At 41.6% G+C, this 24,994-nt stretch carries 25 protein-coding genes, 1 other RNA gene and 3 pseudogenes; 19 read left to right on the forward strand and 10 right to left on the reverse strand.

Features of this window, described 5'->3' with window-relative positions; all coding sequences use genetic code 11:
• Positions 1–55: 55 nt before the first annotated feature.
• The 7 genes from mlaF to murA are packed head-to-tail and all read left to right on the forward strand — an operon-like array spanning position 56 to position 4,716.
• Positions 56–871: a phospholipid ABC transporter ATP-binding protein MlaF gene (gene mlaF / locus P4S61_RS10690; RefSeq protein ID WP_182732390.1), complete on the forward strand. Its 816-nt coding sequence runs from the start codon at positions 56–58 to the stop codon at positions 869–871.
• On the forward strand, positions 871–1,650 hold the full coding sequence (gene mlaE, locus P4S61_RS10695) for a lipid asymmetry maintenance ABC transporter permease subunit MlaE (RefSeq protein WP_145236765.1): 780 nt from the start codon (positions 871–873) through the stop codon (positions 1,648–1,650). The genes mlaF and mlaE overlap by 1 nt, the downstream gene beginning before the upstream one ends.
• Before the next feature lie 14 nt (positions 1,651–1,664).
• Complete coding sequence (gene mlaD, locus P4S61_RS10700; RefSeq protein WP_182732388.1) at positions 1,665–2,213, forward strand: outer membrane lipid asymmetry maintenance protein MlaD; 549 nt, start codon at positions 1,665–1,667, stop codon at positions 2,211–2,213.
• Positions 2,214–2,219: 6 nt separating this feature from the next.
• Positions 2,220–2,894 carry an MlaC/ttg2D family ABC transporter substrate-binding protein gene (locus P4S61_RS10705; protein ID WP_145236773.1) on the forward strand — a complete coding sequence of 225 codons (675 nt, stop codon included), beginning with the start codon at positions 2,220–2,222 and terminating at the stop codon, positions 2,892–2,894.
• Entirely contained in the window at positions 2,887–3,180 is a 294-nt protein-coding gene (locus P4S61_RS10710) for an STAS domain-containing protein (protein WP_145236776.1), read from the forward strand. Before P4S61_RS10705 ends, P4S61_RS10710 begins: the two co-directional genes overlap by 8 nt.
• Before the next feature lie 5 nt (positions 3,181–3,185).
• The gene (locus tag P4S61_RS10715) at positions 3,186–3,443 is read left to right on the forward strand and encodes a BolA family protein (RefSeq protein WP_145236780.1); all 258 of its coding nucleotides are present in this window, start codon (positions 3,186–3,188) and stop codon (positions 3,441–3,443) included.
• A gap of 13 nt (positions 3,444–3,456) precedes the next feature.
• Entirely contained in the window at positions 3,457–4,716 is a 1,260-nt protein-coding gene (murA, locus tag P4S61_RS10720) for a UDP-N-acetylglucosamine 1-carboxyvinyltransferase (protein WP_145236783.1), read from the forward strand.
• Positions 4,717–4,755: 39 nt separating this feature from the next.
• Here murA and P4S61_RS10725 read toward each other — a convergent pair whose 3' ends face one another.
• The 3 genes from P4S61_RS10725 to P4S61_RS10735 all read right to left on the reverse strand — a co-directional run bounded on the left by P4S61_RS10725 (position 4,756) and on the right by P4S61_RS10735 (position 7,941).
• Positions 4,756–5,838, reverse strand: a complete 1,083-nt coding sequence (locus tag P4S61_RS10725; protein ID WP_145236786.1) for a trypsin-like peptidase domain-containing protein — start codon at positions 5,836–5,838, stop codon at positions 4,756–4,758.
• A 102-nt stretch (positions 5,839–5,940) separates the two neighbouring features.
• Positions 5,941–7,293: a Do family serine endopeptidase gene (locus tag P4S61_RS10730; RefSeq protein WP_182732389.1), complete on the reverse strand. Its 1,353-nt coding sequence runs from the start codon at positions 7,291–7,293 to the stop codon at positions 5,941–5,943.
• 207 nt (positions 7,294–7,500) lie between these two features.
• Entirely contained in the window at positions 7,501–7,941 is a 441-nt protein-coding gene (locus P4S61_RS10735; RefSeq protein WP_145236792.1) for a YhcB family protein, read from the reverse strand.
• 150 nt (positions 7,942–8,091) lie between these two features.
• Between P4S61_RS10735 and zapE the strand changes: the two are divergent.
• The 3 genes and pseudogenes from zapE (at position 8,092) to rpsI (ending at position 10,326) form a co-directional block, all read left to right on the forward strand.
• A pseudogene (zapE, locus tag P4S61_RS10740) lies at positions 8,092–9,177 on the forward strand (cell division protein ZapE).
• Between the two features lie 319 nt (positions 9,178–9,496).
• Positions 9,497–9,925 carry a 50S ribosomal protein L13 gene (rplM, locus tag P4S61_RS10745; protein ID WP_002957960.1) on the forward strand — a complete coding sequence of 143 codons (429 nt, stop codon included), beginning with the start codon at positions 9,497–9,499 and terminating at the stop codon, positions 9,923–9,925.
• Positions 9,926–9,936: 11 nt separating this feature from the next.
• Positions 9,937–10,326, forward strand: a complete 390-nt coding sequence (rpsI, locus tag P4S61_RS10750; protein WP_016710054.1) for a 30S ribosomal protein S9 — start codon at positions 9,937–9,939, stop codon at positions 10,324–10,326.
• Here rpsI and P4S61_RS22945 read toward each other — a convergent pair.
• Positions 10,286–10,741: a pentapeptide repeat-containing protein gene (locus tag P4S61_RS22945; protein WP_442961593.1), complete on the reverse strand. Its 456-nt coding sequence runs from the start codon at positions 10,739–10,741 to the stop codon at positions 10,286–10,288. The two genes, rpsI and P4S61_RS22945, sit on opposite strands and share 41 nt — an antisense overlap.
• A gap of 324 nt (positions 10,742–11,065) precedes the next feature.
• Between P4S61_RS22945 and P4S61_RS10760 the strand changes: the two genes are divergently transcribed.
• From P4S61_RS10760 to P4S61_RS10785, 6 genes and pseudogenes are all read left to right on the forward strand, one after another.
• Positions 11,066–12,609 (forward strand): IS3 family transposase gene (locus P4S61_RS10760; RefSeq protein WP_442961540.1). Its coding sequence is split into 2 segments (ribosomal slippage): positions 11,066–11,543 and positions 11,543–12,609, totalling 1,545 coding nucleotides; the frame shifts between segments, so codons are not numbered across the junction.
• A gap of 539 nt (positions 12,610–13,148) precedes the next feature.
• Positions 13,149–13,739, forward strand: coding sequence for a ubiquinol-cytochrome c reductase iron-sulfur subunit (gene petA, locus P4S61_RS10765; RefSeq protein WP_145236799.1), 591 nt, complete (start codon positions 13,149–13,151; stop codon positions 13,737–13,739).
• Positions 13,739–15,003, forward strand: a pseudogene (locus tag P4S61_RS10770) (cytochrome b). Before petA ends, P4S61_RS10770 begins: the two are co-directional and overlap by 1 nt.
• Positions 15,000–15,743, forward strand: a complete 744-nt coding sequence (locus P4S61_RS10775) for a cytochrome c1 (protein WP_337118259.1) — start codon at positions 15,000–15,002, stop codon at positions 15,741–15,743. The pseudogene P4S61_RS10770 and the gene P4S61_RS10775 overlap by 4 nt, the downstream one beginning before the upstream one ends.
• Positions 15,744–15,822: 79 nt before the next feature.
• Positions 15,823–16,449, forward strand: coding sequence for a stringent starvation protein SspA (gene sspA / locus P4S61_RS10780; RefSeq protein WP_064667929.1), 627 nt, complete (start codon positions 15,823–15,825; stop codon positions 16,447–16,449).
• Positions 16,449–16,889: a ClpXP protease specificity-enhancing factor gene (locus P4S61_RS10785; RefSeq protein ID WP_145236812.1), complete on the forward strand. Its 441-nt coding sequence runs from the start codon at positions 16,449–16,451 to the stop codon at positions 16,887–16,889. Before sspA ends, P4S61_RS10785 begins: the two co-directional genes overlap by 1 nt.
• A 340-nt stretch (positions 16,890–17,229) precedes the next feature.
• On the opposite strand, the gene dolP is transcribed toward P4S61_RS10785, so the two are convergent.
• The 4 genes and pseudogenes from dolP to P4S61_RS10805 all read right to left on the reverse strand — a co-directional run bounded on the left by dolP (position 17,230) and on the right by P4S61_RS10805 (position 20,663).
• Positions 17,230–17,796 carry a division/outer membrane stress-associated lipid-binding lipoprotein gene (dolP, locus tag P4S61_RS10790; protein WP_064667842.1) on the reverse strand — a complete coding sequence of 189 codons (567 nt, stop codon included), beginning with the start codon at positions 17,794–17,796 and terminating at the stop codon, positions 17,230–17,232.
• The gene (locus P4S61_RS10795; protein ID WP_145236825.1) at positions 17,796–18,383 is read right to left on the reverse strand and encodes an SIS domain-containing protein; all 588 of its coding nucleotides are present in this window, start codon (positions 18,381–18,383) and stop codon (positions 17,796–17,798) included. Before P4S61_RS10795 ends, dolP begins: the two co-directional genes overlap by 1 nt.
• 1 nt (position 18,384) lies before the next feature.
• Entirely contained in the window at positions 18,385–18,756 is a 372-nt protein-coding gene (locus P4S61_RS10800) for a YraN family protein (RefSeq protein WP_145236829.1), read from the reverse strand.
• 30 nt (positions 18,757–18,786) lie between these two features.
• Positions 18,787–20,663 (reverse strand): annotated as a pseudogene (locus P4S61_RS10805) (penicillin-binding protein activator).
• Between the two features lie 61 nt (positions 20,664–20,724).
• Here P4S61_RS10805 and rsmI point away from each other — a divergent pair.
• The 3 genes from rsmI (at position 20,725) to P4S61_RS10820 (ending at position 22,754) form a co-directional block, all read left to right on the forward strand.
• On the forward strand, positions 20,725–21,582 hold the full coding sequence (rsmI, locus tag P4S61_RS10810) for a 16S rRNA (cytidine(1402)-2'-O)-methyltransferase (RefSeq protein ID WP_149980608.1): 858 nt from the start codon (positions 20,725–20,727) through the stop codon (positions 21,580–21,582).
• A 43-nt stretch (positions 21,583–21,625) separates the two neighbouring features.
• An RNA gene (rnpB, locus tag P4S61_RS10815) (RNase P RNA component class A) lies at positions 21,626–21,990 on the forward strand.
• 182 nt (positions 21,991–22,172) lie between these two features.
• On the forward strand, positions 22,173–22,754 hold the full coding sequence (locus P4S61_RS10820) for a hypothetical protein (protein WP_337118260.1): 582 nt from the start codon (positions 22,173–22,175) through the stop codon (positions 22,752–22,754).
• Here P4S61_RS10820 and P4S61_RS10825 read toward each other — a convergent pair.
• Together P4S61_RS10825 and P4S61_RS10830 are read right to left on the reverse strand one after the other, a co-directional pair.
• Positions 22,711–24,300, reverse strand: a complete 1,590-nt coding sequence (locus P4S61_RS10825; RefSeq protein WP_182731653.1) for an MASE1 domain-containing protein — start codon at positions 24,298–24,300, stop codon at positions 22,711–22,713. The two genes, P4S61_RS10820 and P4S61_RS10825, sit on opposite strands and share 44 nt — an antisense overlap.
• Complete coding sequence (locus P4S61_RS10830) at positions 24,287–24,916, reverse strand: response regulator transcription factor (protein WP_149980610.1); 630 nt, start codon at positions 24,914–24,916, stop codon at positions 24,287–24,289. The genes P4S61_RS10825 and P4S61_RS10830 overlap by 14 nt, the downstream gene beginning before the upstream one ends.
• Positions 24,917–24,994: the final 78 nt, after the last annotated feature.

Genomic DNA, 24,994 nt, shown 5'->3' on the forward strand with positions numbered 1-24,994 from the left:
TTTTTTCCATCTTGGTGTAAAAACGCTTAAAATAGGTGAACTAGTGAAAATAGTAATGGAGAGCGACTTGTCGCAACCAATAGTAGAAATCAAGGATGTAAGCTTTTCTAGGGGCAATCGCTGTATATATAAAAATATGAGCTTTAGTGTCCCGAAAGGAAAAATTACGGCAATTATGGGGCCAAGCGGAATTGGTAAAACCACCATGTTGCGTTTAATTGGTGGCCAATTAAAACCAGATAGCGGCACTATTTTATTCGAAGGCAATAACATTCCTACCATGTCGCGCAAAGAGCTTTATGCGGCGCGAACCAAAATGAGTATGTTGTTTCAAAGCGGCGCATTATTTACCGATATGTCAGTGTTTGACAATATCGCTTTTCCGCTGCGTGAGCACACTCGTCTAAGTGAAGATTTAATTCGCCTTGTGGTGCTAATGAAATTACAAGCTGTTGGCTTGCGTGGCGCACAAGATCTAATGCCTTCTGAGCTGTCAGGTGGTATGGCACGTCGTGCTGCATTAGCGCGTTCAATCGCGCTTGATCCTGAATTAATTATGTATGATGAGCCATTTGCAGGCCAAGACCCTATCTCCATGGGAGTGTTGGTTAAGTTGATTAAGTCGCTTAATCAAGTGCTTGGGTTATCATCATTAATCGTAACTCACGATGTAACAGAAGTAATGAGTATTGCCGATCATGTTATCATTATTGCCGATCAAGGCGTTATTGGTAGCGGTACACCGGATGAAATGCGTAATCATGAATCGGCCCTAGTTCAGCAGTTCTTAAAAGGATTATCTGATGGTCCAGTGCCGTTTCATTTTCCTGCTCAACCTTATCAAGAAGAATTACTGGGAGGGCGCCGCTGATGTTTGATTTTTTGCAAATGCTAGGTCATAAAACGTTAGGACGGTTTGCTGCACTTGGTCGCTCTACTCAGATGTTGATAGGTGCGTTGTGGAGTTTGCCTAATTTTAGAAAAGGCACGCCGCTTTTAATACGGCAATTATATATGGTCGGCTCGCAGTCACTATTGATTATCATGGTGTCGGGCTTATTCATTGGTATGGTGTTGGCGTTGCAAGGCTACACCGTACTAGTTGGTTATGGTGCAGAGGATAGCTTAGGCCCATTAGTAGCATTGAGTTTACTTAGAGAGTTAGGCCCTGTTGTTACTGCATTATTGTTTGCTGGGCGAGCTGGTAGTGCATTAACCGCAGAAATAGGTTTAATGAAAGCGACTGAGCAGTTATCAAGTCTTGAAATGATGGCTATTGACCCTCTTAAACGTATTATCGCGCCACGCTTTTGGGCGGGCTTTATCAGTATGCCATTACTGGCGTTGATATTTTCAGCAGTTGCAATTATTGGTGCTCATTTAGTGGGGGTTGATTGGTTGGGTGTTGATACGGGGAGTTTTTGGTCAATCATGCAGTCACAAGTGTCATTCCAGCAAGATATTTTAAATGGCATGATCAAGAGTTTTGTATTTGCCATCGTGGTTACATGGATTGCGCTTTATAAAGGCTACGATTGTATACCGACCTCTGAAGGGATCAGTAAAGCAACAACAGAGACAGTTGTACACTCATCTTTGGCTGTTTTAGGGTTTGATTTTATTTTGACAGCGGTAATGTTTACTAGCTAATAAAGGTATAGATAATGAATTCACGGAAATTAGAAATTTTAGTTGGTTTTTTTGTTGCGCTAGGCATAGCAGCTTTTGCTATGTTGGCGTTAAAAGTTGCCAATGCAGGGATCAGCGGCAACGGCGAAACCTACTTATTGAAAGCCAAATTTGAAAACATTGGTTCATTAAAAACACGTGCGCCGATTAAAGTAGGTGGTGTAGTGGTTGGTCGAGTTGAGGGAATTTCAATTCACCCACAAGAATTTGTGCCAGTTGTTGATATGACGATTGATGCGCAATATCAATGTCGTTTTTCAGATACCAGCTCAGTTTCAATCCTGACATCAGGCATTCTCGGTGAGCAATACTTGGGGATTAACCCTGTTATTGCCCCAAAATCAGCTGAACAAGCGTGTTTAGGTGTTGCGGTAACGAGTGATGATAAAAACTTAGGGTTAGACGAGTTATTTGGTGTTGAGAGCAAAGCCTTAAATGATGGCGACTATATCACTGACACGAAATCAGCATTGGTGCTTGAAGAGTTAATCGGGCAATTTTTATTCAATCAAGGCGGCGAGTAAGTAATTATGTTTAAGAAATTTTTAATGGTAGTTGCGCTGACTTTCAGTGCCATTAGCGTAGCAAGCGATGCGGTCAATTTAACAGACCCATATAAAATGGTCCGCCAAGTATCTGATAATACTTTTCAACGTATTACTCGTGACCAGCCTTTAATCGAAAAAGATAAGGAGCACCTACGGGTTATTGTCAAAGAAGAGTTGATGCCTTACATTGATTATAAATATGCTGCACTGCGTGTATTAGGAAGTCATGTATCAAAAGTACGTGCGATTAAAGATCCTGCCGAGCAAAAACAAGCAGTTGAGGATATTAAACACTTTATTGATGTGTTTCAAGAATACTTAATCGCTACTTATGCTGGTGTGTTTACGCAATACACCAACCAAAAAGTAGAGTTTGGTGCAAGCAAAGAGTTTACAGGACAAGACCTAGTATTAGTGAAAACCAAAATTGTCGAGCCAGGCAAGCCGGAAATTAAAATTGATTTTAAAGTACGTGAAGATCGCGATGGCGAATGGCGTGCTTATGACATGGTTGCCGAAGGCATTAGTTTATTAGATGCCAAGCAAAGTGAATTTCAAGGCATTTTGCGCCAGCAAGGTATTAACCATGTAAGTGACCTACTTGAACAGAAAAGTAAGTTGCCAGTGCAATTTAGAGGTGACGGCGGTAATGAGTAAAGTAACGGTTACTCAGCTTGACGAACAGCACTATCGAGTCAGTGGTGAATTGACTCGAAATTCAATTTCCGCTGAACGACTTCTGAATAAAAACTCACAAAGTAACCATAAAAACTGGTATTTTGACCTTTCTGAGGTGTCTAGGGTTGACACGGCGGGCTTAGCTTGGTTAATTCACTCTTTCGCAGAATTAAAGCAGCAAGGTATTCACCTTGAATTGCAAAATATTCCTGAACAACTGCAAAAGTTGATGCAGTTAGGACAGGTTACCAACCTATTTGAGTGAGAGTTATGGAAACAAGCCAAGTCGAAACCTTATTGCGCGACGCATTGCAATTAGCTGAAGTACATGTGAAAGCCAACGGTAGTCATTATGAAGTTATCGCAGTCGGCGATTGTTTTGATGGTTTAAGCCGAGTGAAAAAACAACAGCTGGTATATGGTCCGTTGATGAACACCATTTCTGACGGCACAATTCACGCAGTTTCGATCCGTGCATTTACGCCAACTGAGTGGAAGCGCGAACAAAAATTCATTTTACCTCAATAAAAAAGGTTTCCTCATGGATCAATTTGTAATTCAGGGTGGAACCGGACTTGCCGGTGAAGTTACTATCTCTGGCGCTAAAAATGCCGCTTTACCTATTTTGTTTGCAGCATTATTAGCTGACGGTAAAAGTACCTTTAATAATGTTCCTCGCCTGCGTGATATCGGCACTACTGAAGCATTATTAAAAACCCTCGGCGCAGAAATACACTGGCACGGCGAACAGCTCGTTATTGATGGTGGCAAAGTTGATAAAACATTGGCCCCTTACGAGTTAGTCAAACAAATGCGTGCGTCAGTATTAGCATTAGGTCCATTGGTTGCTCGTTTTGGTCAAGCACAAGTATCGCTTCCTGGTGGTTGTGCAATTGGTGCTCGCCCGGTTGATATTCATATTCAAGGTTTGGAGCGCATGGGCGCTGTTATTAGCGTTGAAAATGGTTATATCAATGCCAAGGTAGATGGGCGTTTAAAAGGTGCTGAAATCTACATGGAAATGGTCAGCGTTGGCGCGACCGAAAATTTATTAATGGCCGCAACCTTAGCTGACGGCAAAACCGTATTAGAAAACGCGGCGCGTGAACCAGAGATTATAGATTTAGCTGCTTGCTTAACAGCAATGGGGGCAAAAATTAGCGGTGCAGGCACTAGCCGTATTGAAATTGAAGGTGTTGAAAAGCTGCATGGTTGTGAGCATCGCATCTTGCCAGATCGGATTGAAACTGGCACATTTTTAGTGGCCGCAGCAATGGCGGGTGGCGAAGTGCTATGTAAGCTTACCGATTTTCATAGTTTAGAGCCTGTGATTGAAAAATTGCGTGCGACTAATGCTTTGATTGAAGTACATAAAGATAGTATTTACCTTGATATGCGTGGCCGTGAGCTCAAAGCCGTTAATATTAAAACCATGCCACACCCAGGTTTTCCTACCGATATGCAAGCACAGTTTACTGCGTTAAATGTAGTTGCTAATGGCAGTGCGACCATTACCGAGACGATTTTTGAAAACCGTTTTATGCATGTACCAGAACTACAACGCATGGGTGCTAACATTCGTTTAGAGGGGAATACGGCAATTTGTGGTGACACTAAGAGTTTGAGTGGCGCACAAGTAATGGCAACTGATTTACGTGCATCAGCGAGCCTAATTTTGACTGGTATTGTGGCACAAGGTGAGACGGTTGTTGACCGTATTTACCACGTTGATCGTGGTTATCAACGGATTGAAGATAAACTCAGCGCGTTAGGTGCTAACATCAAACGTCGAAGTAGTTAATAGCCTAGAACCTAGGTCCTAGCTTCTAGGCCCTAGGTTTTATAGTTTAGTCTCTAATTCTGCAACCTTCACCATCACTTTTAGTACTTCTCCGCTTCGATAAAGTTCAAACTCTATTTCATGCCCAGGCTCTGAATTACCAATTGTGGTCAAGGTTTTTTGCGGGTTAGTGACATCTTCACCAGCAATTTTAATCACAATATCTTGTTCTTTAATACCAGCTTGCCATGCTGGACCTAATGGATCTAGATTGGTTATACGCAAGCCCGCAACAGGGGTGAATTTATCGCTAACTTCTTTACCCGTACTATCAACGGCAGTACCGGTGAAGCCCAAATAACCACGTACAACACGGCCATGACGGATCAGTTTATCCATTACCTCTTTTGCTAATGAGTAAGGTACTGCGAAGAATATGCCTTGGATATCGAGGTTCTCTCGGGTTTTAAATTGTGCTGAGGTGATCCCAACCAAGTCACCGTTAGAGTTTACTAGCGCGCCACCTGAATTGCCGACATTAATTGCCGCATCCATCTGTAGTAGGCTATTGTAAGGACTATCGGTAATTTTTTGTTTACCCGTGGCACTGATGATCCCTTGGGTGATTGTTTGTCCTAAATTAAGCGGATTACCAATCGCCAGTACCACATCGCCCACACGTGGCGTAAAACGCTCACTAATTGGAATAACGGGCAAATGCTCCACGTTAATTTTCAACAGTGCTAAGTCGGTGATGGTATCAAAGCCGATGAGCTGAACATCAAAATAACGGCGGCCATCAGTAAGCAGCACCATAATTTGATCAGCATTATTGATCACATGATAGTTGGTAAGAATATAGCCATCACTTGACATGATTACACCGGAGCCAAGCTCTTGCACGGTGTTTTGCCGTTTATAACGAGGTTCCTTTGAAATGCTCTCAGAAATGATTGTCACAACAGATGGCGCTGCGCGCTGTACTGCATCGGCAAAGCTCAAATGGTCAATACTCATAGCACTTGGTAAGGGTACATTGGGTAACAGCGTTGCACGCATATTTGGGCTAAAAAATACTACCAAAAATGCGATACCGAGTCCGGCAAATAGCGGGGGTAGGACAAACTTAAAAAATTTCAGCACAATTTTCTTATTCTTAATGAGCGATCTTCTAATGATGGCACAAAAAAAATAGCAGCGGCAAGTACCACTGCTATTATTTATGTTATTTACCTAATATTTATTTTATTGGATTAAAACAAATACCGACTCACGACCGCGTTGTACTCCAAGTACGATGTTACCTTTAGTATTTTCGATGATCTTATTCATGTCACTAATTGTTTCAACACGCTGACGGTTTACTTGCATTACCACGTCGCCTTCTTCAAGGCCTACTCTAGCCGCTGGTGAGCGCGGATCAACAGTTGTCACCTCAACCCCTTTATTACCATTCTTTTGGGTGTTTTCAAGAGTTGCACCTTGGAAGGCTGGATGTAGTTCATCACCGGCTGCGGTTAGTGCTGATGCGCCATCAAGGGTAACTTTAACGGTTTGCACTTTACCATCACGATAAATGCCTAATTTTACCTTTCTGCCTTCACCTAGCGTGGCGATTTTACTGCGCAGTTCATGGAAGCCGCTGATCTCACTACCATCAATACTAATAATTACGTCACCTGCTTTAATACCGGCTTCACTGGCGGCAGAATCATCCATTACTTGCATAACATAAGCGCCTTGTTTTACATCAAGCTGTTGTGCTTTAGCAAGGCCAGCATCCAGTGGGCGCCCAGAAATACCTAGTGAGCCACGGCGTACTTCACCATGTTCAATAATTTGGTCAACGAGATTTTTCATCATATTGGATGGAATCGCAAAGCCGATACCAACATTGCCACCCGATGCACCTAAAATGGCCGTGTTAATACCAATTAGCTCACCGTTTAAGTTAACTAACGCACCACCTGAGTTACCTTGATTAATTGCAGCATCGGTTTGAATAAAATCTTCATAACCTTCAATATTTAAACCACTACGGCCCAGTGCACTAACAATCCCTGAGGTAACAGTATGGCTTAAACCAAATGGGTTACCAATCGCTACTGCAAAGTCACCCACTCGTAGTTGATCTGAGTTTGCCAGTTTAACGGCGACTAAATCCTCGGCATCAATTTTTAATAACGCGATGTCTGATTCTTTATCGCTACCGATTTTAGTTGCTTCGTATTCACGACCATCTTCAAGAGTAACCAACATTTTTTCAGCATCTTGAACTACGTGGTTATTGGTAACGACATAGCCTTCTTTGGCGTCAATAATAACGCCTGAGCCTAAACCACTAAATTCACGCTTTTGGCTACGCGGTTGCGGATTGCCAAAAAAGAAATCAAGCGGATCAGCGCGACGACGGACTTCCTTTGAACCGGAGACTTGGATACTAACAACGCCTGGTGTTATTTGTTCTAGCATCGGCGCTAACGTCGGTAATTGTTGACCATTGACTGCGATAGGCATCTTAGCCATTGATACTGCAGGGGTTAATAATAAACTGGCAGATAACATTGCTGCACTGATTAACGATAATTTCATTTTCATAGTCAGGGTTTACTCCACATCACAGGAAAAAGCACAAACAAAAAAGGCTGCATAAGCAGCCTTTTATCAATTTAGTTCAAAACATTTTAAAGTAGGTTCGCTCTTTAGAATGTTTTGAAATGCATGTAAAACATAAGCTGCTTTATAAACAGACTATGGGGTCAAAAAAAGTTCATCAAGAAGCTTTAGAAATTTCTGAAACCTTAATTAAACTTTGTCCGGCTCGGCTACTTTTGGTTCGCCGGCGAATAAGCCTGATTCACCTGATACATAATCAGCAGGTTGAGCATGTGCCGATGAACGGTCACTTTGGCGTTCCTTTAGTGAGCGCTGTAGCTGCTCAGTCGTTTCTTTAGAAAAAAATGGTTCGTTAGGATGCTGTTTTTTATCAGCTAGTAGCAGCTTGTTAGTTTCATCAACATGATTTAACAATTGGTCGTAGTTGTCTTTCATTTTGTTGACGAGTCTACCAGTGCTTGCTAAATGATCTGCAACATCTTGACGGTATTGCTCTAATGCATTTTTAGCTTGTTCTGCTTGTTGCTCTAATTCATCTTGCTTAAATTGCTTTTTAGTGACGAAGGCGCCAAGGAAAAATGCAGCTACTGCCACAATAACAATAATGCCGATCCAAGTAACTGTACCCATAATTCTACCCCTTTGGGAATTAATACATAAAAATAAAATAACGCCTAGATTGCGTACTCAAGAATAAATCCTGTTGCTGCTAATATACCCCGAGTTACGATGCGTGTTAACATATTGCGTAAATTAAACCGTGTTTTATTGTAACTATCTATGACTCCTTGGCAAAAGTACCAACAAGATTTACAGCGTGAAGACTTTGTTTACGATGCTGCGCAAGAAAATGCAGTACGTCATCTACAAAGGCTCTTCGATGACTTAACAGCACAAAAGCCCGCAGCTAGAGGCTGGTTCTCTAAACTATTTAATAAAAATAGCACGGCGCCTATAAAAGGTTTGTATTTTTGGGGGAGTAGGGCGTGGTAAAACCTATTTGGTAGATACCTTCTATGAGGCGCTGCCAGGGACACGCAAGATGCGCGTACATTTTCATCGTTTTATGCACCGTGTTCACGAAGAGCTAAAAAAATTAGACAAAACTGCTAACCCCTTAGAAGTTGTGGCTGATATTTTTAAAGCTGAAACCGACATTATCTGCTTTGACGAATTTTTTGTGCAAGACATTACTGATGCCATGCTGCTTGGTGGTTTAATGGAAGCCTTATTTGCGCGCGGCATTGTGTTAGTGGCAACGTCTAACATTATACCTGATGAGTTATATCGAAATGGTTTGCAGCGTGCTCGCTTTTTACCTGCAATCGCACTTGTTAATGCAAACACTGAGATTGTGAATGTGGATTCTGGCATTGATTACCGATTGCGTACTTTAGAGCAAGCAGAGATATTTCATAGCCCACTAGATGAACAAGCCGATAAAAATCTGTTTGAGTATTTTGATAAGTTATCTCCAGAGCCGGGAAACTCGATCACCCCATCGAAATCGAAGGGCGAATGATCAAAACCCGTAAGGTCGCTGATTGTATTGTGATGTTTGATTTCTCTCAGTTGTGTGAAACCGCACGTAGCCAAGTCGATTATATGGAAATAAGCCGTTTATATAACACTGTTATTTTATCGAACGTAAAACAGCTTGGCCAAAATAACGATGATGCCGCCAGGCGCTTTATTGCGTTAGTCGATGAGTTTTACGAACGCCACGTCACACTTATTATTTCTGCTGAAAAACCTATTACGGAACTCTACACGCAAGGCAACCTTAACTTTGAGTTCAGACGTTGTATTAGTCGATTGCAAGAAATGCAGTCGTTAGAGTACCTAGCAAGAGAGCATTTGGTTTAATGTAGCTGTAAGTTATAAGCCATCAGCCGTCAGCCGTCAGGTAAAGAGAATATTTTCTTGACTCTTAAGTTGATAGGGACAAAGTTTTGATAGCTGATAGAACAATTTTCTTGTGGAAAAAACAACCGTCGAGTAGCAATGTGATAAAAGTGCTGGTATACTCCCGCGTCTGCCACGTTGCGTTCTATTGCCTTCATTAGATTAGCCTCTTTTGAATGGCGCAAAAGTCTTAAACTCGAAGGGGTTGGAGCAAACATTTAGAGCGGTAATTAATAATAATTACCTGTGGTTTTAATTGAAAAACATTGGATTTTTATAAATGAAAACGTTTGTTGCTAAACCAGAAACAGTAAAACGTGACTGGTACGTAGTTGACGCTGAAGGTAAAACTTTAGGTCGCATCGCTACTGAAATCGCTCATCGCCTACGCGGTAAGCACAAAGCTGAGTACACTCCACACGTAGATACTGGTGATTACATCATCGTTATCAACGCGGAGAAAGTTACTGTAACTGGTAACAAGTTCAAAGATAAAGTGTACTATGCTCACTCTGGTTTCCCAGGTGGTCTTAAGTCTACTACTTTTGATAAACTTCAAGCTGCAAAGCCTGAAATGATCATCGAGAAGGCTGTTAAGGGCATGTTGCCACGTGGTCCTTTAGGCCGCGCAATGTACCGTAAACTTAAAGTTTACGCAGGTACTGAGCACAACCATGCTGCACAACAGCCTCAGGTTCTAGACATTTAAGGAGCACTAACATGGCAAATCAATACTACGGTACAGGTCGTCGTAAAAGTTCAAGTGCTCGCGTATTCTTACGCCCAGGCACTGGTAACATCGTAATCAACAATCGCTCTTTAGAAGAGTATTTTGGTCGCGAAACAGCACGCATGGTTGTTCGTCAAGCTTTAGGGCTTGTTGATATGACTGAAAAGTTTGATCTTTACATCACCGTTGCTGGTGGTGGTACTACTGGTCAAGCTGGTGCTATCCGTCACGGTATCACTCGTGCACTTATGGAGTTTGACGAGTCACTACGTCCACAACTTCGTAAAGCAGGTTTCGTTACTCGTGATGCACGTAAAGTTGAACGTAAGAAAGTGGGTCTTAAGAAAGCGCGTAAGCGTCCACAGTTCTCAAAACGTTAATATTTACGTTATCAAGAATTTCAAAAACCCAGCTTCTGCTGGGTTTTTTGTTTTTGGAGTTATAAAAGTTAGCGAAAGTAAAGTTAGCGAAAGTAAAGTTAGCGAGAGTAAAGTTAGCGAGAGTAAAGTTAGCGAGAGTAAAGTTAGCGAGAGTAAAGTTAGCGAGAGTAAAGTTAGCGAGAGTAAAGTTAGCGAGAGTAAAGTTAGCGAGAGTAAAGTTAGCGAAAGTAAAGTTAGCGAAAGTAAAGTTAGCGAGAGTAAAGTTAGCGAGAGTAAAGTTAGCGAGAGTAAAGTTAATGAGAGTAAAGTTAGCGAGAGTAAAATTAGCGAGAGTAAAATTAGCGAGAGTAAAGTTAGTGAGAGTAAAGTTAGTGGGAGTAAAGAGACGAAGTACTTGACTACCGCGTTTAAAAATTCATTCTGATAAAACTCGCAAACTCGCAAACTCGCAAACTCGCAAACTCGCAAACTCGCAAACTCGCAAACTCGCAAACTCGCAAACTCGCAAACTCGCAAACTCGCAAACTCGCAAACTCGCAAACTCGCAAACTCGCAAACTCGCAAACTCGCAAACTCGCAAACTCGCAAACTCGCAAACTCGCAAACTCGCAAACTCGCAAACTCGCAAACTCGCAAACTCGCAAACTCGCAAACTCGCAAACTCGCAAACTCGCAAACTCGCAAACTCCCCCTGTGTCAGGATAGTTGTCGCCTCTAACTTTTAATAGAGGCAGATAAAATGAGACGTCGATTTACTCAAGAATTTAAAGTTCAAGCTGTTGAAAAAGCATTATCTCAATGTGATGATGTTCGTCTAGAAGATATTGCTGATGATTTAGGCGTCGGCTATTCAACACTACAACGGTGGATTGCACTTGCTAAAAACCATGAACTTGAAACTAAAAATAACGGTAGTCACATGACAACAGAAAAACGCCCTCATGACTGGAGCTTAGAAGACAGGCTCAACGCCATTATTGAATGTGCGAGTTTAGATGAAACAGCTCTTAATGAATATTGTCGTGCTAAAGGACTTTACCCGCATCATATTCAACAATGGAAGCAAGATTTTGCTAAAGGGCCAGCAACGAAGCCTGTAAAATCAGACAGCAAGCAGCTCAAACAAGAAATTAAGCAGCTTCAAAAAGAGCTTAATCGTAAAGATAAAGCATTAGCAGAAACAGCCGCTTTACTTGTACTCAAAAAAGCAGATGCGCTTTGGGGTTTCAACGAGGACGATTAACCAGCTCAACTGAACGCCATGAATTGATAAAGCTCATTAAAGACGCTCAGAAATCAGGGGCAAGGCAAGCAAAAGCATGTGAGTTACTTGGTTTAACGACAAGAACAATCCAACGCTGGATTGAAGCTGAAGATATGATAGATAAGCGGACAAGTACGATAAAACGACCACCTAATAAGCTAACTGAATTAGAGCAACAGCGTATAATTAAGACGGTTAATTCAATAGAGTACGGGCATTTACCACCCTGCAAGATAGTCCCTAAACTATTGGATAAAGGTGTGTGGATAGCATCAGAAAGTTCGTTTTATCGCGTTATGAAATCACATAACTTACTAACACACAGAGAAAAAGTAAAACCAAATAAAAAGATAAAAAAGCCAAAAGCGCTCAAGGCAACACGTGCAAACGAAATTTATACATGGGATATCACGTATTTGCCGACAGCAGTTAAAGGTCAGTTTTTATACTTATATTTAGTGATGGATATTTATAGTCGAAAAATAGTTGGTTGGCAGGTTCATGACACACAACTAAGCACACTGGCGGCTGATTTAATGGTAGATATTTGCAGGCGAGAGCAGGTAAAACCTGAGCAAGTCACGTTGCACTCAGATAATGGCAGTCCAATGAAAGGAGCAACGTTATTAGCGACATTGCAGGAGTTAGGGATTGTGCCTTCATTTAGCCGACCATCTGTGAGTAACGATAATCCGTATTCTGAGTCATTATTTAAAACATTAAAGTATCGCCCAGAATACCCTGAAAAAGCCTTCGAAGATATCGCGAGCGCAAGGAAATGGGTTAACGGATTTGTAGATTGGTACAACGATGAACATTTACATAGCGGTATTAAGTTTGTCACGCCAAATCAGCGTCATTTAGGTTTAGATAAAGCGATCCTAGCGGAACGTCATCGGGTTAATGAAATAGCGAAATTACAGAATCCAAGTCGTTGGTCAGGAAAGTCTCGAAATTGGACAATGATCAATGAAGTAAATTTGAATCCAGAGAAAAAAGAAGAAGTGCGGGCGGCATAAAATTTAACTTGATGCGACAACTAACTTGAAAAACTCCGACTCGCAAACTCGCACTTTTTATCAGACATAAGCAAACTCGCACTTTTTATCAGACATAAGCAAACTCGTATCAAATATGCGGCTAATAATTAACCTGCTACTGCCTTTGTTGCGTATAACTTTAAAAAAGTTCAATAATTATCGTAATAAGTGTAAATCCGTCAGTTAATTGATGAATTTTTTGCTACAATTGTCTGGCAAGTAATGTGAGTGAGTTCAACAGCACCATGTGCAGTTAATCTGCTTCCTTTTAGTGAGGTTGATCTTGGTCAGTATATTGTTTTTGTAAAAGTCATATCATAAAACGGCTCTATGCTCGAGCTAACTTAGTCAATTAGTTGATAAAGTCGGGATTATTCGAGCATGAGGCTGTTAATAACCTTGTTTTAATCAAGGGTTTTAATTATGATCGCTTCTATTTTAAAATTTCGAAAAATTAACCTGCTGTAACTGATGTTCTCAATATAGCAAGTGTTGAGAATCATAGTGGAGATAAGTGGATGAGCAATGCGCCTGTAGACAATGGCCGACGTCGCTTTTTAACCATAGCTACCTCTGTTGTAGGTGGTGTTGGTGCGGCTGGGGCTGCTGTTCCTTTTATTGCGTCTTGGAATCCAAGTGAGCGAGCTAAATCTGCGGGTGCGCCTGTAGAAGTAGATATCAGCAAACTTGAGCCGGGACAATTAATACGTGTCGAGTGGCGTGGTAAACCTGTATGGGTTGTATCACGGACCCCTAAAATGCTTGAGCAGATGAAAGAACACGAAGGTCAACTTCGTGATCCGCAATCGCAAGAGCCACAACAATTAGAATCATCAACAAATGATTACCGTTCATTACGCCCTGAGATATTTCTCGCGGTAGGTATTTGTACGCATTTAGGGTGTTCACCTGGCTTTTTCCAAGGTAATTTTGGTGAAAAGGTTGAGGGAACAGATGATGGTTTCTACTGTCCATGTCACGGTTCTAAATTTGATATGGCTGGCCGTGTATTTAAATCGGTACCTGCCCCGTTAAACTTAGAAATACCACCTTACACATTTCTTGATGAAACCACTATATTAGTGGGCGAAGAAAAAGGGGTAGCCTAATGTTCGGTAAAATTATTGGTTGGATAGACGACCGTATCCCAATGACACGTGTTTGGAACATGCATATTGCACAGTATCCAGCACCGAAAAACTTTAACTTCTGGTATTTCTTTGGCTCATTGGCCATGTTAGTACTAGTAAACCAAATTCTTACCGGATTTGGTTAACGATGAACTTTGTTCCGTCTTCTGAGGGCGCATTCGCTTCAGTAGAATACATCATGCGTGATGTAGAATACGGCTGGTTACTACGTTATTTGCACTCAACAGGTGCATCTGCGTTTTTCATCGTTGTATATATGCATATGTTCCGTGGCATGATCTACGGTTCTTACCAAAAACCACGTGAATTACTGTGGTTATTCGGTATGTTTATCTTCTTAGCGTTAATGGCTGAAGCATTCATGGGTTACTTATTACCATGGGGTCAAATGTCATTCTGGGGTGCACAGGTAATCATTTCACTATTCGGGGCTATTCCGGTTATTGGTGATGACTTAACACTTTGGATCCGTGGTGATTATGTAATATCAGGTGCAACGCTTAACCGCTTCTTTGCATTACATGTTATTGCTTTACCATTGGTTATCGTAATTTTAGTATTCTTACACATTGTGGCACTGCACGAAGTGGGTTCAAATAACCCTGACGGTGTTGAGATCAAGCGTAAGAAAGGCTCTGTTGCTGAAGAAGATAAGCCTAAATTTAAATTCCATGAGTATTACACTGACAAGAAAGATATTGTTGATGCGATTCCGTTCCATCCTTATTACACAGTAAAAGATATTGTGGGTGTGGTTGGTTTCTTAATCTTGTTTTGTTGGGTGGTGTTCTTTATGCCTGCGATGAATGGTTTCTTCCTTGAAGGACCAAACTTTGAAGCGGCAAACCCACTTAAAACACCTGAACATATTTTCCCAGTTTGGTACTTTACGCCATTCTATGCAATCTTACGTGCAATCCCAGATAAACTAATTGGTGTTGCTGCGATGGGTGCATCGATTGTAGTGCTGGCGTTATTACCTTGGCTTGACCGTGGCACAGTGAAATCGGTTCGTTACCGTTGTGGCTTCCATAAATGGAACATCGCAGGTTTTGTTGTTACTTTCGTGCTTCTTGGTTGGGTGGGTGCAACTCCACAAACTGATATGAAGACGATCATTTCACAAATCTGTACTGTGACTTACTTTATGTTCTTCGTACTGTTGTTTGTATACAGTAAGAATGAAAAAACTAAGCCATTGCCAGAGAGGTTAACGAAATGATGAAAAAGCTAATTATCGGTTTATTTGCTTTATCAATAAACGTATTGCCGGCAATGGCGGCAGGTCCATCGGTTCCATTAATGGAAGCCGGTAATGACCTAACTGATCAGCCTTCGTTGCAACGTGGTGCAAAGTTGTTCATGAACTACTGTCTTGGTTGTCACCAAATGCAGTATCAGCGTTATGAGCGTACTTTCCGTGATATCGGTATTCCAACAGCCGTTGGCCTTGAGCAGTTAATTTTTGACGGTTCAAAAGTTGGTAGCCATATCACTAACGCAATTACTAAAGATGATGCAGCAAAATGGTTTGGTGTGGCTCCGCCGGATCTAACTCTAATTGCACGTGTAAAATCTCCGGATTATATTTACACGTACTTAAAGTCATTTTATAAAGATGAATCTCGTCCGTTTGGAGTTAACAATATTGTTTTCCCATCGGTAGGTATGCCTCACGTTTTGCAAGAACTGCAAGGTTTACCAACGCCTATTACTGAAGAAGTCGAAGAACATGGTCACACTGTGACTAAAGTTATTGGTACTGAAACAGATGGGACTGGCGAAATGAGTGTAGACGAGTACGATCAAGCGGCTCGTGACTTAACTAACTTCCTTGAGTACGTGGGTGAACCTTCACGTCTTGAATCAGAAGCGTTAGGTATCAAGGTTATCGGATTCTTAGTTATCCTATTTATCTTGGCATTCATGTTGAAGAAAGAATACTGGAGAGATGTTCATTAATTTTGAACATATTTAAAGGTAATTTTGCAATAGGGGCTTAAGCCCCTTTTGCTGTTTTTGTTATTTAATGGAGGTAGGCATGGCCGTAGCTGCCAATAAGCGCCCTGTAATGACCCTTTTTTCTGGTGCTAACTGTATGTATAGCCATCAAGTACGCATTGTACTTGCTGAAAAAGGCGTAAGTGTAGATATTCATCTGGCCGAAAAGGACAACCTGCCAGAAGCACTTCATGAAATTAACCCTTACGGTACAGTGCCAACACTGATTGACCGTGAGCTTGGTTTATATCAGGCAAACATCATCATGGAATACCTTGATGAACGTTTTCCTCACCCTCCACTAATGCCTGTTTATCCGGTAATGCGTGGCCGCAGCCGTTTAATGATGCATCGCATCGACACAGATTGGTACAGCCTTGCTGCTAAAATTTATGCTAATGGCGCTGAATCAGCGCAAGCGCGTAAAGAACTAACAGAAGCTTTACTTGCTGTTTCAGCAATCTTTACTGAAGCTCCTTACTTTATGAGTGAAGAGTTTAGTTTAGTTGATTGTTACTTAGCACCATTACTATGGCGTTTACCAGAGCTTGGTATTGAGCTAACTGGTGCAGGTTCTAAAGAGATGAAAGAATATATGATCCGTTTATTTGAGCGTGAATCATTCCAAGCTTCTCTTACTGAAACTGAGCGCGAGATCCGTTTGTAATGACGCCTAATCGTCCTTATTTACTTCGTGCTTTCTTTGATTGGATTGTTGATAATCAGTGTACACCGCATTTAGTGGTTAATGCTGATTTTCCAGCCGTGCAAATACCAACACAGTTTGTTCAAGATGGACAAATTGTGTTGAATATTAGCCCATCAGCTGTCACACAATTCTCAATGGATAATCAGCAGTTAAGCTTTAGTGCCCGCTTTGGTGGTCAGCCAATGCAAGTATACGTGCCAATTGGTGCCGTGCTTGCGATCTATGCCCGCGAAAACGGTGAAGGCACTGTGTTTACTGCAGATGAGTTTTTAGAAGATGAAGACGAGTTTGCAGCTGAGTTAGAAAGTGTTGATATCGCAGATGAATTATTACCTGACGAGCCAGCTCCTTCTAAGCCTGAAAAGAAAAAAGGCTCACACTTACGTGTTATTAAGTAATATGTAATTGTTTGATAAAAACCGCTGATTAAGCGGTTTTTTTATGTCTGTATAAAAGCAGATTGAAGGTTAAAGGTTAAAGGCGCTAGGTAAACTAAGGGCTACGGGGTTGGCATGGATGGTTGGATTTGCGTAGGCGCGGCTTTATGTCGCGCAGGTGTAGTTTAAGTTCACGGGCGACGAGCTGCGAGAAGCGGGTTAAGGTTGATTGTTGTAGCAACGGGTTATCCCGCGTTTTAAGCGAAAATGCGCGAGGTACACTCCCGCGTACAGGAATTAAAAAGCCTTGCAATATTAACTGCAAGGCTTATAAGTTCCTCGAACCTAGAACTTGATACCTCTACAAATACTCAAAGACCTTAATAACACGTTCTACGCCAGAGACATTACGGGCAACGTCTACTGCTGTATTTGACTCGGCATCAGACACTAAGCCCATTAAAAATACTTCGCCGTTTTCAGTAACTACTTTAATATTGTTGCTGCTGATATTGTCAGTAGTGAGTAATTGCGTTTTTACTTTAGAGGTTAACCAAGAATCATGGGTTTGGGTGCTCATACTAATGTTAGAGCCTATGCGCAGCTGGTTATGTATTTTACGTATTGCAGGTAGGCCCTCAATGGCACGCTGAGCTTCATCTTTCATTTCTTGATTAGCAACTTGGCCTACTAACAGCACGATGCCGTTAACGCTAACCACGCTGATATTGGCATGATCAGCAAGGCGAGGTACATCGTTTATTGCGACCCCAGCTTTGATTTCGATATTACTATCATCGATTTGCGAACCAAGAGTACGACGATCGTTGGCTGCGGTAACGGCACCAGCGGTACCTGCAACAACTGCAGCAGCGCAGCCTTGTAATAATAGTACTGTACTAATAACAATTAGAGATTGTTTCAACATTAGCTTTCTTCCTGTGGGAATAGGGTCAAGTCGACGAGTTCACTCAAACAATGAAGATTAACCAAGTGAGATTCTATGATGCGGCTAGGACGTTTTGACGGAACACGAATTTCGACATCATTGGCGCCGAGTAAACCTACTAGCTCACCGCCATCATCACCAACCATAACAATAACTTTCATATCTTTGGTGAGTGCGGCTTCGACTGCCGATATGATGTTTTTTTCGTTGCCATTAATTGCTAAGACCAATAGTAAATCGCCTTGTTGAGCAAACGCTCGTATTTGCCGCGCAAAAGTTTCTTGGTCGTCACTTTGGGTGCTTTGACCAAGATTGATATGTTCTTGTGACAGCGCGATTGCCGGTAAACAAGGACGTTCTGTTTCGTAGTAGTTGATCAATATACCGGCCATATGCTGAGCAAGCATATGACAGCTCGCAGTACCGCAACAAATCAATTTATTACCATTGATTAGGCTTTGCGCTATGGTAAATGCAGCGGCTTCTAGGGCGCTTGGGAGTACTTCGCCGGCGGCTATTTGCACCTGAATGCTTTCAGTAAAAATCTCTTTTATAGTATCTTGCATATTAAAATACGTTTTTTATCCAATTAAGTTGTTGCGATGTGCCGCCTGTTATTGCGACAAAGTCGATTCTTATTGCTTGATCACTAAGCTTTTTGGTTGCTAAATAATGGTAAATAGAGCGCTTTAAACGTTCTTGCTTTTGTTTACCTAAAGCGTGGATTGCTCCACCCTTAACATAGCTACTGCGAAATTTCACTTCCACAAACACTAGCGTGTTGCCATCGCGCATTATTACATCTAGCTCCCCGTAGGGGCAGTTATAGTTTCGCTCTAACGGGATCAGCCCTTGCGTTACTAAGTATTTTTGCGCTTGTAGCTCGTAATACTGGCCTTTCTCTCGGCTATTTTGCCACAGTTGTTTAAACCACGACATCACAACATCCTTGTTTTATATTGCTTTTAGCTACTCACTGTTTGACCGGCTGGTAGCTGATTGCATAAATAATGGTAACGGTGCTGATGTTGCTAGCTGCACCGCCTGGATTTGTCTATTTTTGTATTGCGCCCAATTAAGTTGGCGATTTATTTGCCCATCACTGGTAATGCTTAATTGACCGGTTAAGCCATTAAACCGCTTACCGGAAGCATACTCAATTGTGTGATACTACTTAACATAGCAACCGAATCATAGGCCATCGCAAATAAACGCTGACTTATATCAGCCTGTTCTGGCCACAGCGAGTTATATTGCTGACGCAAGGCATGATCTTTGACTTGTCCACTGAGCATCCATGGTAACTCGGTAAAATACAAACCATCGAGATCGCCTTTATCGGTGCTATCGATTTGCTTGCTATGACTTTTTGAGCTGGCATACAGAGGAATGCGATCAGCAAAGGTACTCACATTTACATCTAAATAAGGTTTAATCAAGCGAGTTTCGATAGCATCACCGAGAATATAAATAACATCAATATCACGACGAGAGCGGGTTTCGCTTTCTACTTCTTGTTTAAATAATGACTTAACGGTCGCAATACGTTCTTTTGATTTATCAACTTCTAACAGGTTAATAATGGTGGTTGGCATATCTTTTTTATCATTATAAAGACCAACTTCTGGTGTGGTTTCACTATAGCGTTGCCATTGTCGGTTGAATAAATCCACTAAGCGCTGGCCTGAACTATTATTTGGCGCAAGCAGCATAGGTTTTTGATAACCAACCGTTAAAAAGTGCTCAAGTGCTTGCTGTATTTCGTGTTCAGGATTAAGCGCAAAGAAGTAATGCTGTGGAGACTGGCGCTCACCATCAAAGGTATTTAAGTGCAAAACTGGGTAATCTTGTAATGCTTTGCTTGCAACTAGCTTATCAATGTTCGCTTTGAGTAACGGCCCAATTATAAAGTTTGGTTTAATTTCGAGTAATTTTGCAGAAAGCTCAGCAGAGCTAAGCATTTCATCAATAAAAATGGTTTCATCAATAGATGAGTTATCTAGTGCTGCTAACACGCCAGCTTTTAAGGCATCACCTAGGCGTTCATTAGCACCTGATTGGGGTAATAAAACAACTAAACGTTCAATATTCAGTGGCTCAGCAGTAATTAGATCCGCAGCCTTTTTTGGTAATACCGCGATTGCCGGATGGCCTGAATAACGGCGCTGCCAATTATTAATTGCTTGGTTAAGTTCTACAGGGGCACCTAAGTAAACTTTATGATATAAAGCTAAATTTACCCAACCTTGCTGTATCACTGAGCCGCGGTTAAAGCGTTCAAGGGCATAAGATGAAAGCTGCTGAAGGTTCTGCCATAACGCACTATTTAATTGTGGGATCGTTAAGTTCTTTTTACTTGCGGTTTCAGAAGCGCGAAAAAAATATGGCATCGCTTGTTTTGGTAAATTTTGTGATGCGTAAATACTGGCGGTTAAATATTGATGCCAAGCAAAATGCTCCGGTTGAGTCAATTGGCTGTCTAAACTGGCTAGCATCTCAAGTGCGAGGGTATTCTTGTTTTGTTGCATTTGCGCAAAAGCGGTATAGAGTTTATTTTGCACTTGGTCTACGCTAGGTGTGCGTTCTAATTCAGTACTAATTTGCTCTAACAGTGGCCATTGTTGCTCTACAATCGCAGCATCACGCGCACTATAAAGAAGTTGGATTTTGTCAGCGCCTAGGCGATTTAATGCTAGTTGGTACATAGATTGTGCGTCAGTCGCTTGAATTTGTGATGCGCTATTAGCTGAACTGAGGTTTTCACTGGTTTTAGTCGGTTTTTCGGTTGTACTACAGGCCGATAACCCTGACAATATGATTAATAGACTAACAAGTTTAAGTCGCACAATGATTTCCCAATACGTTAACGCGATTTGCTTATATTACTGACTGACGCAGGAGACCTCAATGTTAAATGAGGAGAATTCACAGAAAATCGGCACTCTTTACATTGTAGCCACCCCAATCGGCAATTATGACGACTTAAGTCAGCGTGCAATCGCGACTTTATCGCAAGTTGACTTAATCGCTGCTGAAGACACGCGCCATACCGGTAAGTTGCTTAGTCACTTTGGTATTAAAGCTAAAACCTTTGCTTTGCACGACCATAATGAAAAGCAAAAAGCGCAACAAATTATTGATCAACTTAATCAAGGTTTAAATATAGCATTAGTTTCGGATGCAGGCACACCGCTAATTAGTGACCCTGGTTATGCGGTTGTTAATTTATGCCGAGAGCAGGGCGCACATGTCACACCCATACCAGGAGCATGCGCCGCCATAACAGCTGTATGTTGTTCAGGTTTACCAACAGATCGTTTTCAGTTTATTGGTTTTACCCCAGCAAAAAGCAAAGCTCGCCAAGACTTTTTTATTGAAGCGGTTAATTCCAATATAACCAGCATTATGTACGAAAGTACTCATCGCATCATGGCAAGTTTAGATGACTTGGAGATAGCGCTTGGTAGTGAGCAACAAGTGGTGTTTGCTAAAGAGTTGACCAAAACCTTTGAAACATTTTTTAATGGCACAGTAAGTGAACTTAAACAGTTTTTAACCGACGATCCAACCAAACAGCGCGGCGAAATAGTGCTAATGTTGCCTGGTAATCCAAAGCAGGTTGATGATATTCCGCCAGAAGCACGTAAAATGTTGGCGTTACTTGAGAATGAAATGCCAATGAAAAAAGCCTGCGGTATAGTGGCCGATTATTTTGGCATGAAGAAAAATGCCCTTTATAAAACAATTATTGACGAAAAAGGCTAAATCTTTACTGCACATACAATCCAGCTCAGGTATACTGCGCGCCGAGTCAGCCAAGATGATCGCTGCCTGCAACGAAAATGCGCAGGGGGAGGAAAGTCCGGGCTCCATAGGGCAGGGTGCCAGCTAACGGCTGGGGGCGTGAGCCTACGACAAGTGCAGCAGAGAGGAGACCGCCAATCTTCGGATTGGTAAGGGTGAAAGGGTGCGGTAAGAGCGCACCGGAGCCACTAGCAATAGTTGGTTGCAAGGTAAACTCCACCCGGAGCAAGACCAAATAGGGTTCCTTATGGCGTGGCCCACGTTGGAACCGGGTAGGTTGCTTGAGCCATAGAGCGATTTATGGCCTAGACGAATGATTATCACTTTCTTCGGAAAGGACAGAACTCGGCTTATACGGCTGACTCACTCATTCAATAAAAAAGCCCGCAGTTAACGCTGCGGGCTTTTTTATGCTTGAAATATACGCTCTAAATCCAAACTAGGCACAAATGCTATAAGCCATTTTCTTAGTCGTAATAAGAAAAACGATGATATTAACCTCTTTCATTAGCGCCTAACCTATTGCTTTATTGCTAGTTTAGGGAATTAGAATGAGCGTGATCGAGGGCAGTACAAGGGAGTTTGGCAATACAACGGTGCTATTACATAGCTTAGGTTCATCATGCTACCGCATCGAGTGGTATAGCAAGATGACTGGGGCATCAACCAGCTTGACGCGGATCAAACTAGGAAAATATTTAGTGCTCCGTAAATGGGCATCAGCGCTTAATATACAGGATGTGTCCAGTGAGTTTGATCGGCGTAATAGTGCACTTATTCACTTTTTGAATAATGTCGATATTGTGAAGTCTAAAGACGATTTGATACTTGCAGCAAAACAGCACTGCGTTAATCTTTTCACTAATTATGAAGGCTTAAAGCCAATCAATAAAGTCACTTTTCCTAAGCCTCGGCTGCAAGGTGCTATTGGCAAAAAAGTGGTTATAAAATCAAAAGTCGGGGATAAGGAAATTGCTCAAGGATTGCTATTACAGTTAGTCGGTAATCAAGCTGAAGTGCAAGTACCTGCTAACGATAATGAGGCGATACAGGTAAGGAAAAGTTTTATTCCAAGCAAGTTTATATTCGCTAGCGGACTTGTTCATCAGCTGATATGGGGAATGTTGCATTAATGGTGAAGCCTTGCTCGTTTGAGAATGAGCATTGGCCGCCAAGAGCAGTCACGCGTTCATCAATGAAAGCGAGACCATAACCACCCGAGTGTGAGGCGGTTGTCGCGACATTGCCATTATCCTGAATAATTAACGTGATCAGATCCGAGTTGGAATCTAAACTAATTACCAACTCAGATGCACAGCTGTGCTTGATGCAATTGGTGATTGCTTCTTGGCAAATTCGATAGATCGCAATTTGATGTTCATCTCTAATTGCTTCGTTTATGCATAAATGTGTTATATACCTAACTTTTTCTTTATGCATCAAGCTTTTAAACTTCCCTTGTGAAAGTGCTTTTGCTAAGCCTAATTCATCAAGCTCACGCGGACGCAGATAATGCATCAGGTGATAGACTGAATCATACATTGAATTAGCATTTTGTTTTAACGTAGTCACAATCGCGCTGACGCTTTGATCCGTCATACTGGTTAAAACGGCAAGATCGGTTTTAAATGCAGTCAGGTTTTGCCCTAATTCATCATGAAGCTCTTGTGATAAATGCTTCCTCTCACTTTCTTGTACATTCACCATTTTGATAGCCAGTTGTTGGTTTTTTTCTAATTGCGCCCTAAGTTCAATGTTTGTCAGTGTTAGCATATTATTTTTTTGTCGCAGCTCTGCTGCTGCCGCACCGAGTAATAAACTCGTTGCGGCATTGGTCAGAATAAACAATTGGCTAATATAAGTATTAGTTGCATCTTGTGTGATGCTTGCTTCTAATATTATTAAGCCATTTGCTGCTGCTGCGCCAAATATAGCGCCTGTAATACCAAAGTGATATGAAAACCAAATAATTGGTAGTAGGGAAGCCAAGCGTAATAGTGAGTAGATATCAGGGCGCAGCAGATAAATCGACAGCATTAATAGGGTAAAAACAGTGACTGTGATAATTAGTTTAACTCCGCCCTCTAGGCTAAAGGCTCGGTGATAACTGTTAGCACACAAAATAATAAAAGGTGTGATAAACAAGCTGCCAGTTAAATCACCTAAAGTCATATTTAACTGATATTGCAGTAGTTGTTTACCTTCTAACCAAGTTGTGAACTCAAAAGAGCTGGCAAACAAAAACCATTTTGATGCTGCCGCTAAGCTTGCTAGTAAAATAAGCGAAAGCACACCTTTACTATCTTTTATCGTTGGTGGCCAACGGCTATGCTTAAAAGCGAAGACAATGGCTAAATAGATAGCCTCTTGCCACGCACCATGCAATAAATTTAAATGCCATTGCTGGGTATAAAAAGAACCTAAATACGCTGCATAGAGTCGTGATGCTAACCATATTATTGGCCAATAGCGTGTTGGGAACATAATAACAAAAGCCAGTTTAATACCTGCAGGGAGAAATATAGCACTACTTTGTGGGACGGTTTCTAGATGGTTACTAACCCATGTAGAGGCACACAGCGCGATTAAGTAAGCAACGCAAACCGCGCATTGCTTAGCTGCCCCTAGTACTATGTTTGTAGTGGAAGGTGTGGCAGTGATAAGCCTAGGCCAACTCATTAAGTTGAATAACCCCGATATCAATGGCAACTTTTAATAGTTCAAATGAAGTTGTTGCGTTTAGTTTATTACAAATATTTGTTTTATGTACGTGAGCGGTTTTCGGCATCATGCCGAGCTGTTGAGCAACCTGTTTGGCATTTAAGCCTTTGGCAAAAAGTGGTAGAGCCTCTATTTCTCTATTTGTTAAAAGGTCTTTTTTATCAGAAACACAGGTGTAGTTGAAGTTAACGTCTTCACTGATGTAGCGATGGCCGCGCATTACTGTTTTTACCGCATCAATCATAGCGTCTGAAGCTGAGCGCTTTGACACATAACCAAGCGCCCCAAGTTGTATTGCATTGCTGACGTACGGTTCATGGTCGTGCATAGAAGCTACAATGGTTTTTATTTCTGGGTAATGCTCATTTAAGTATGATAGAAAAGTCAGGCCAGTCTCACCTTCGTGCATTGAAATATCAACGATAAAGACATCTGGCTGGTCAATATTTACTGCTAACTTTGCTTCGTTCACTGAGCAAGCTTCAATTGTTACTTGCCAGTTTAACTCGAGCTCAAGTAGTTTTTTAAAACTATCTCGAACTAACTGATGATCTTCAATGATACCAATCCGCATAAATCCCTCCATTTTCAGGAATTATACATCTAAATCAATTTACTATGTCTAAGAATTATTCCTAGTGAAATTACCTGT

The organism is Pseudoalteromonas sp. B160 (assembly GCF_037162485.1).
Taxonomy (GTDB): Bacteria; Pseudomonadota; Gammaproteobacteria; order Enterobacterales; family Alteromonadaceae; genus Pseudoalteromonas; species Pseudoalteromonas rhizosphaerae.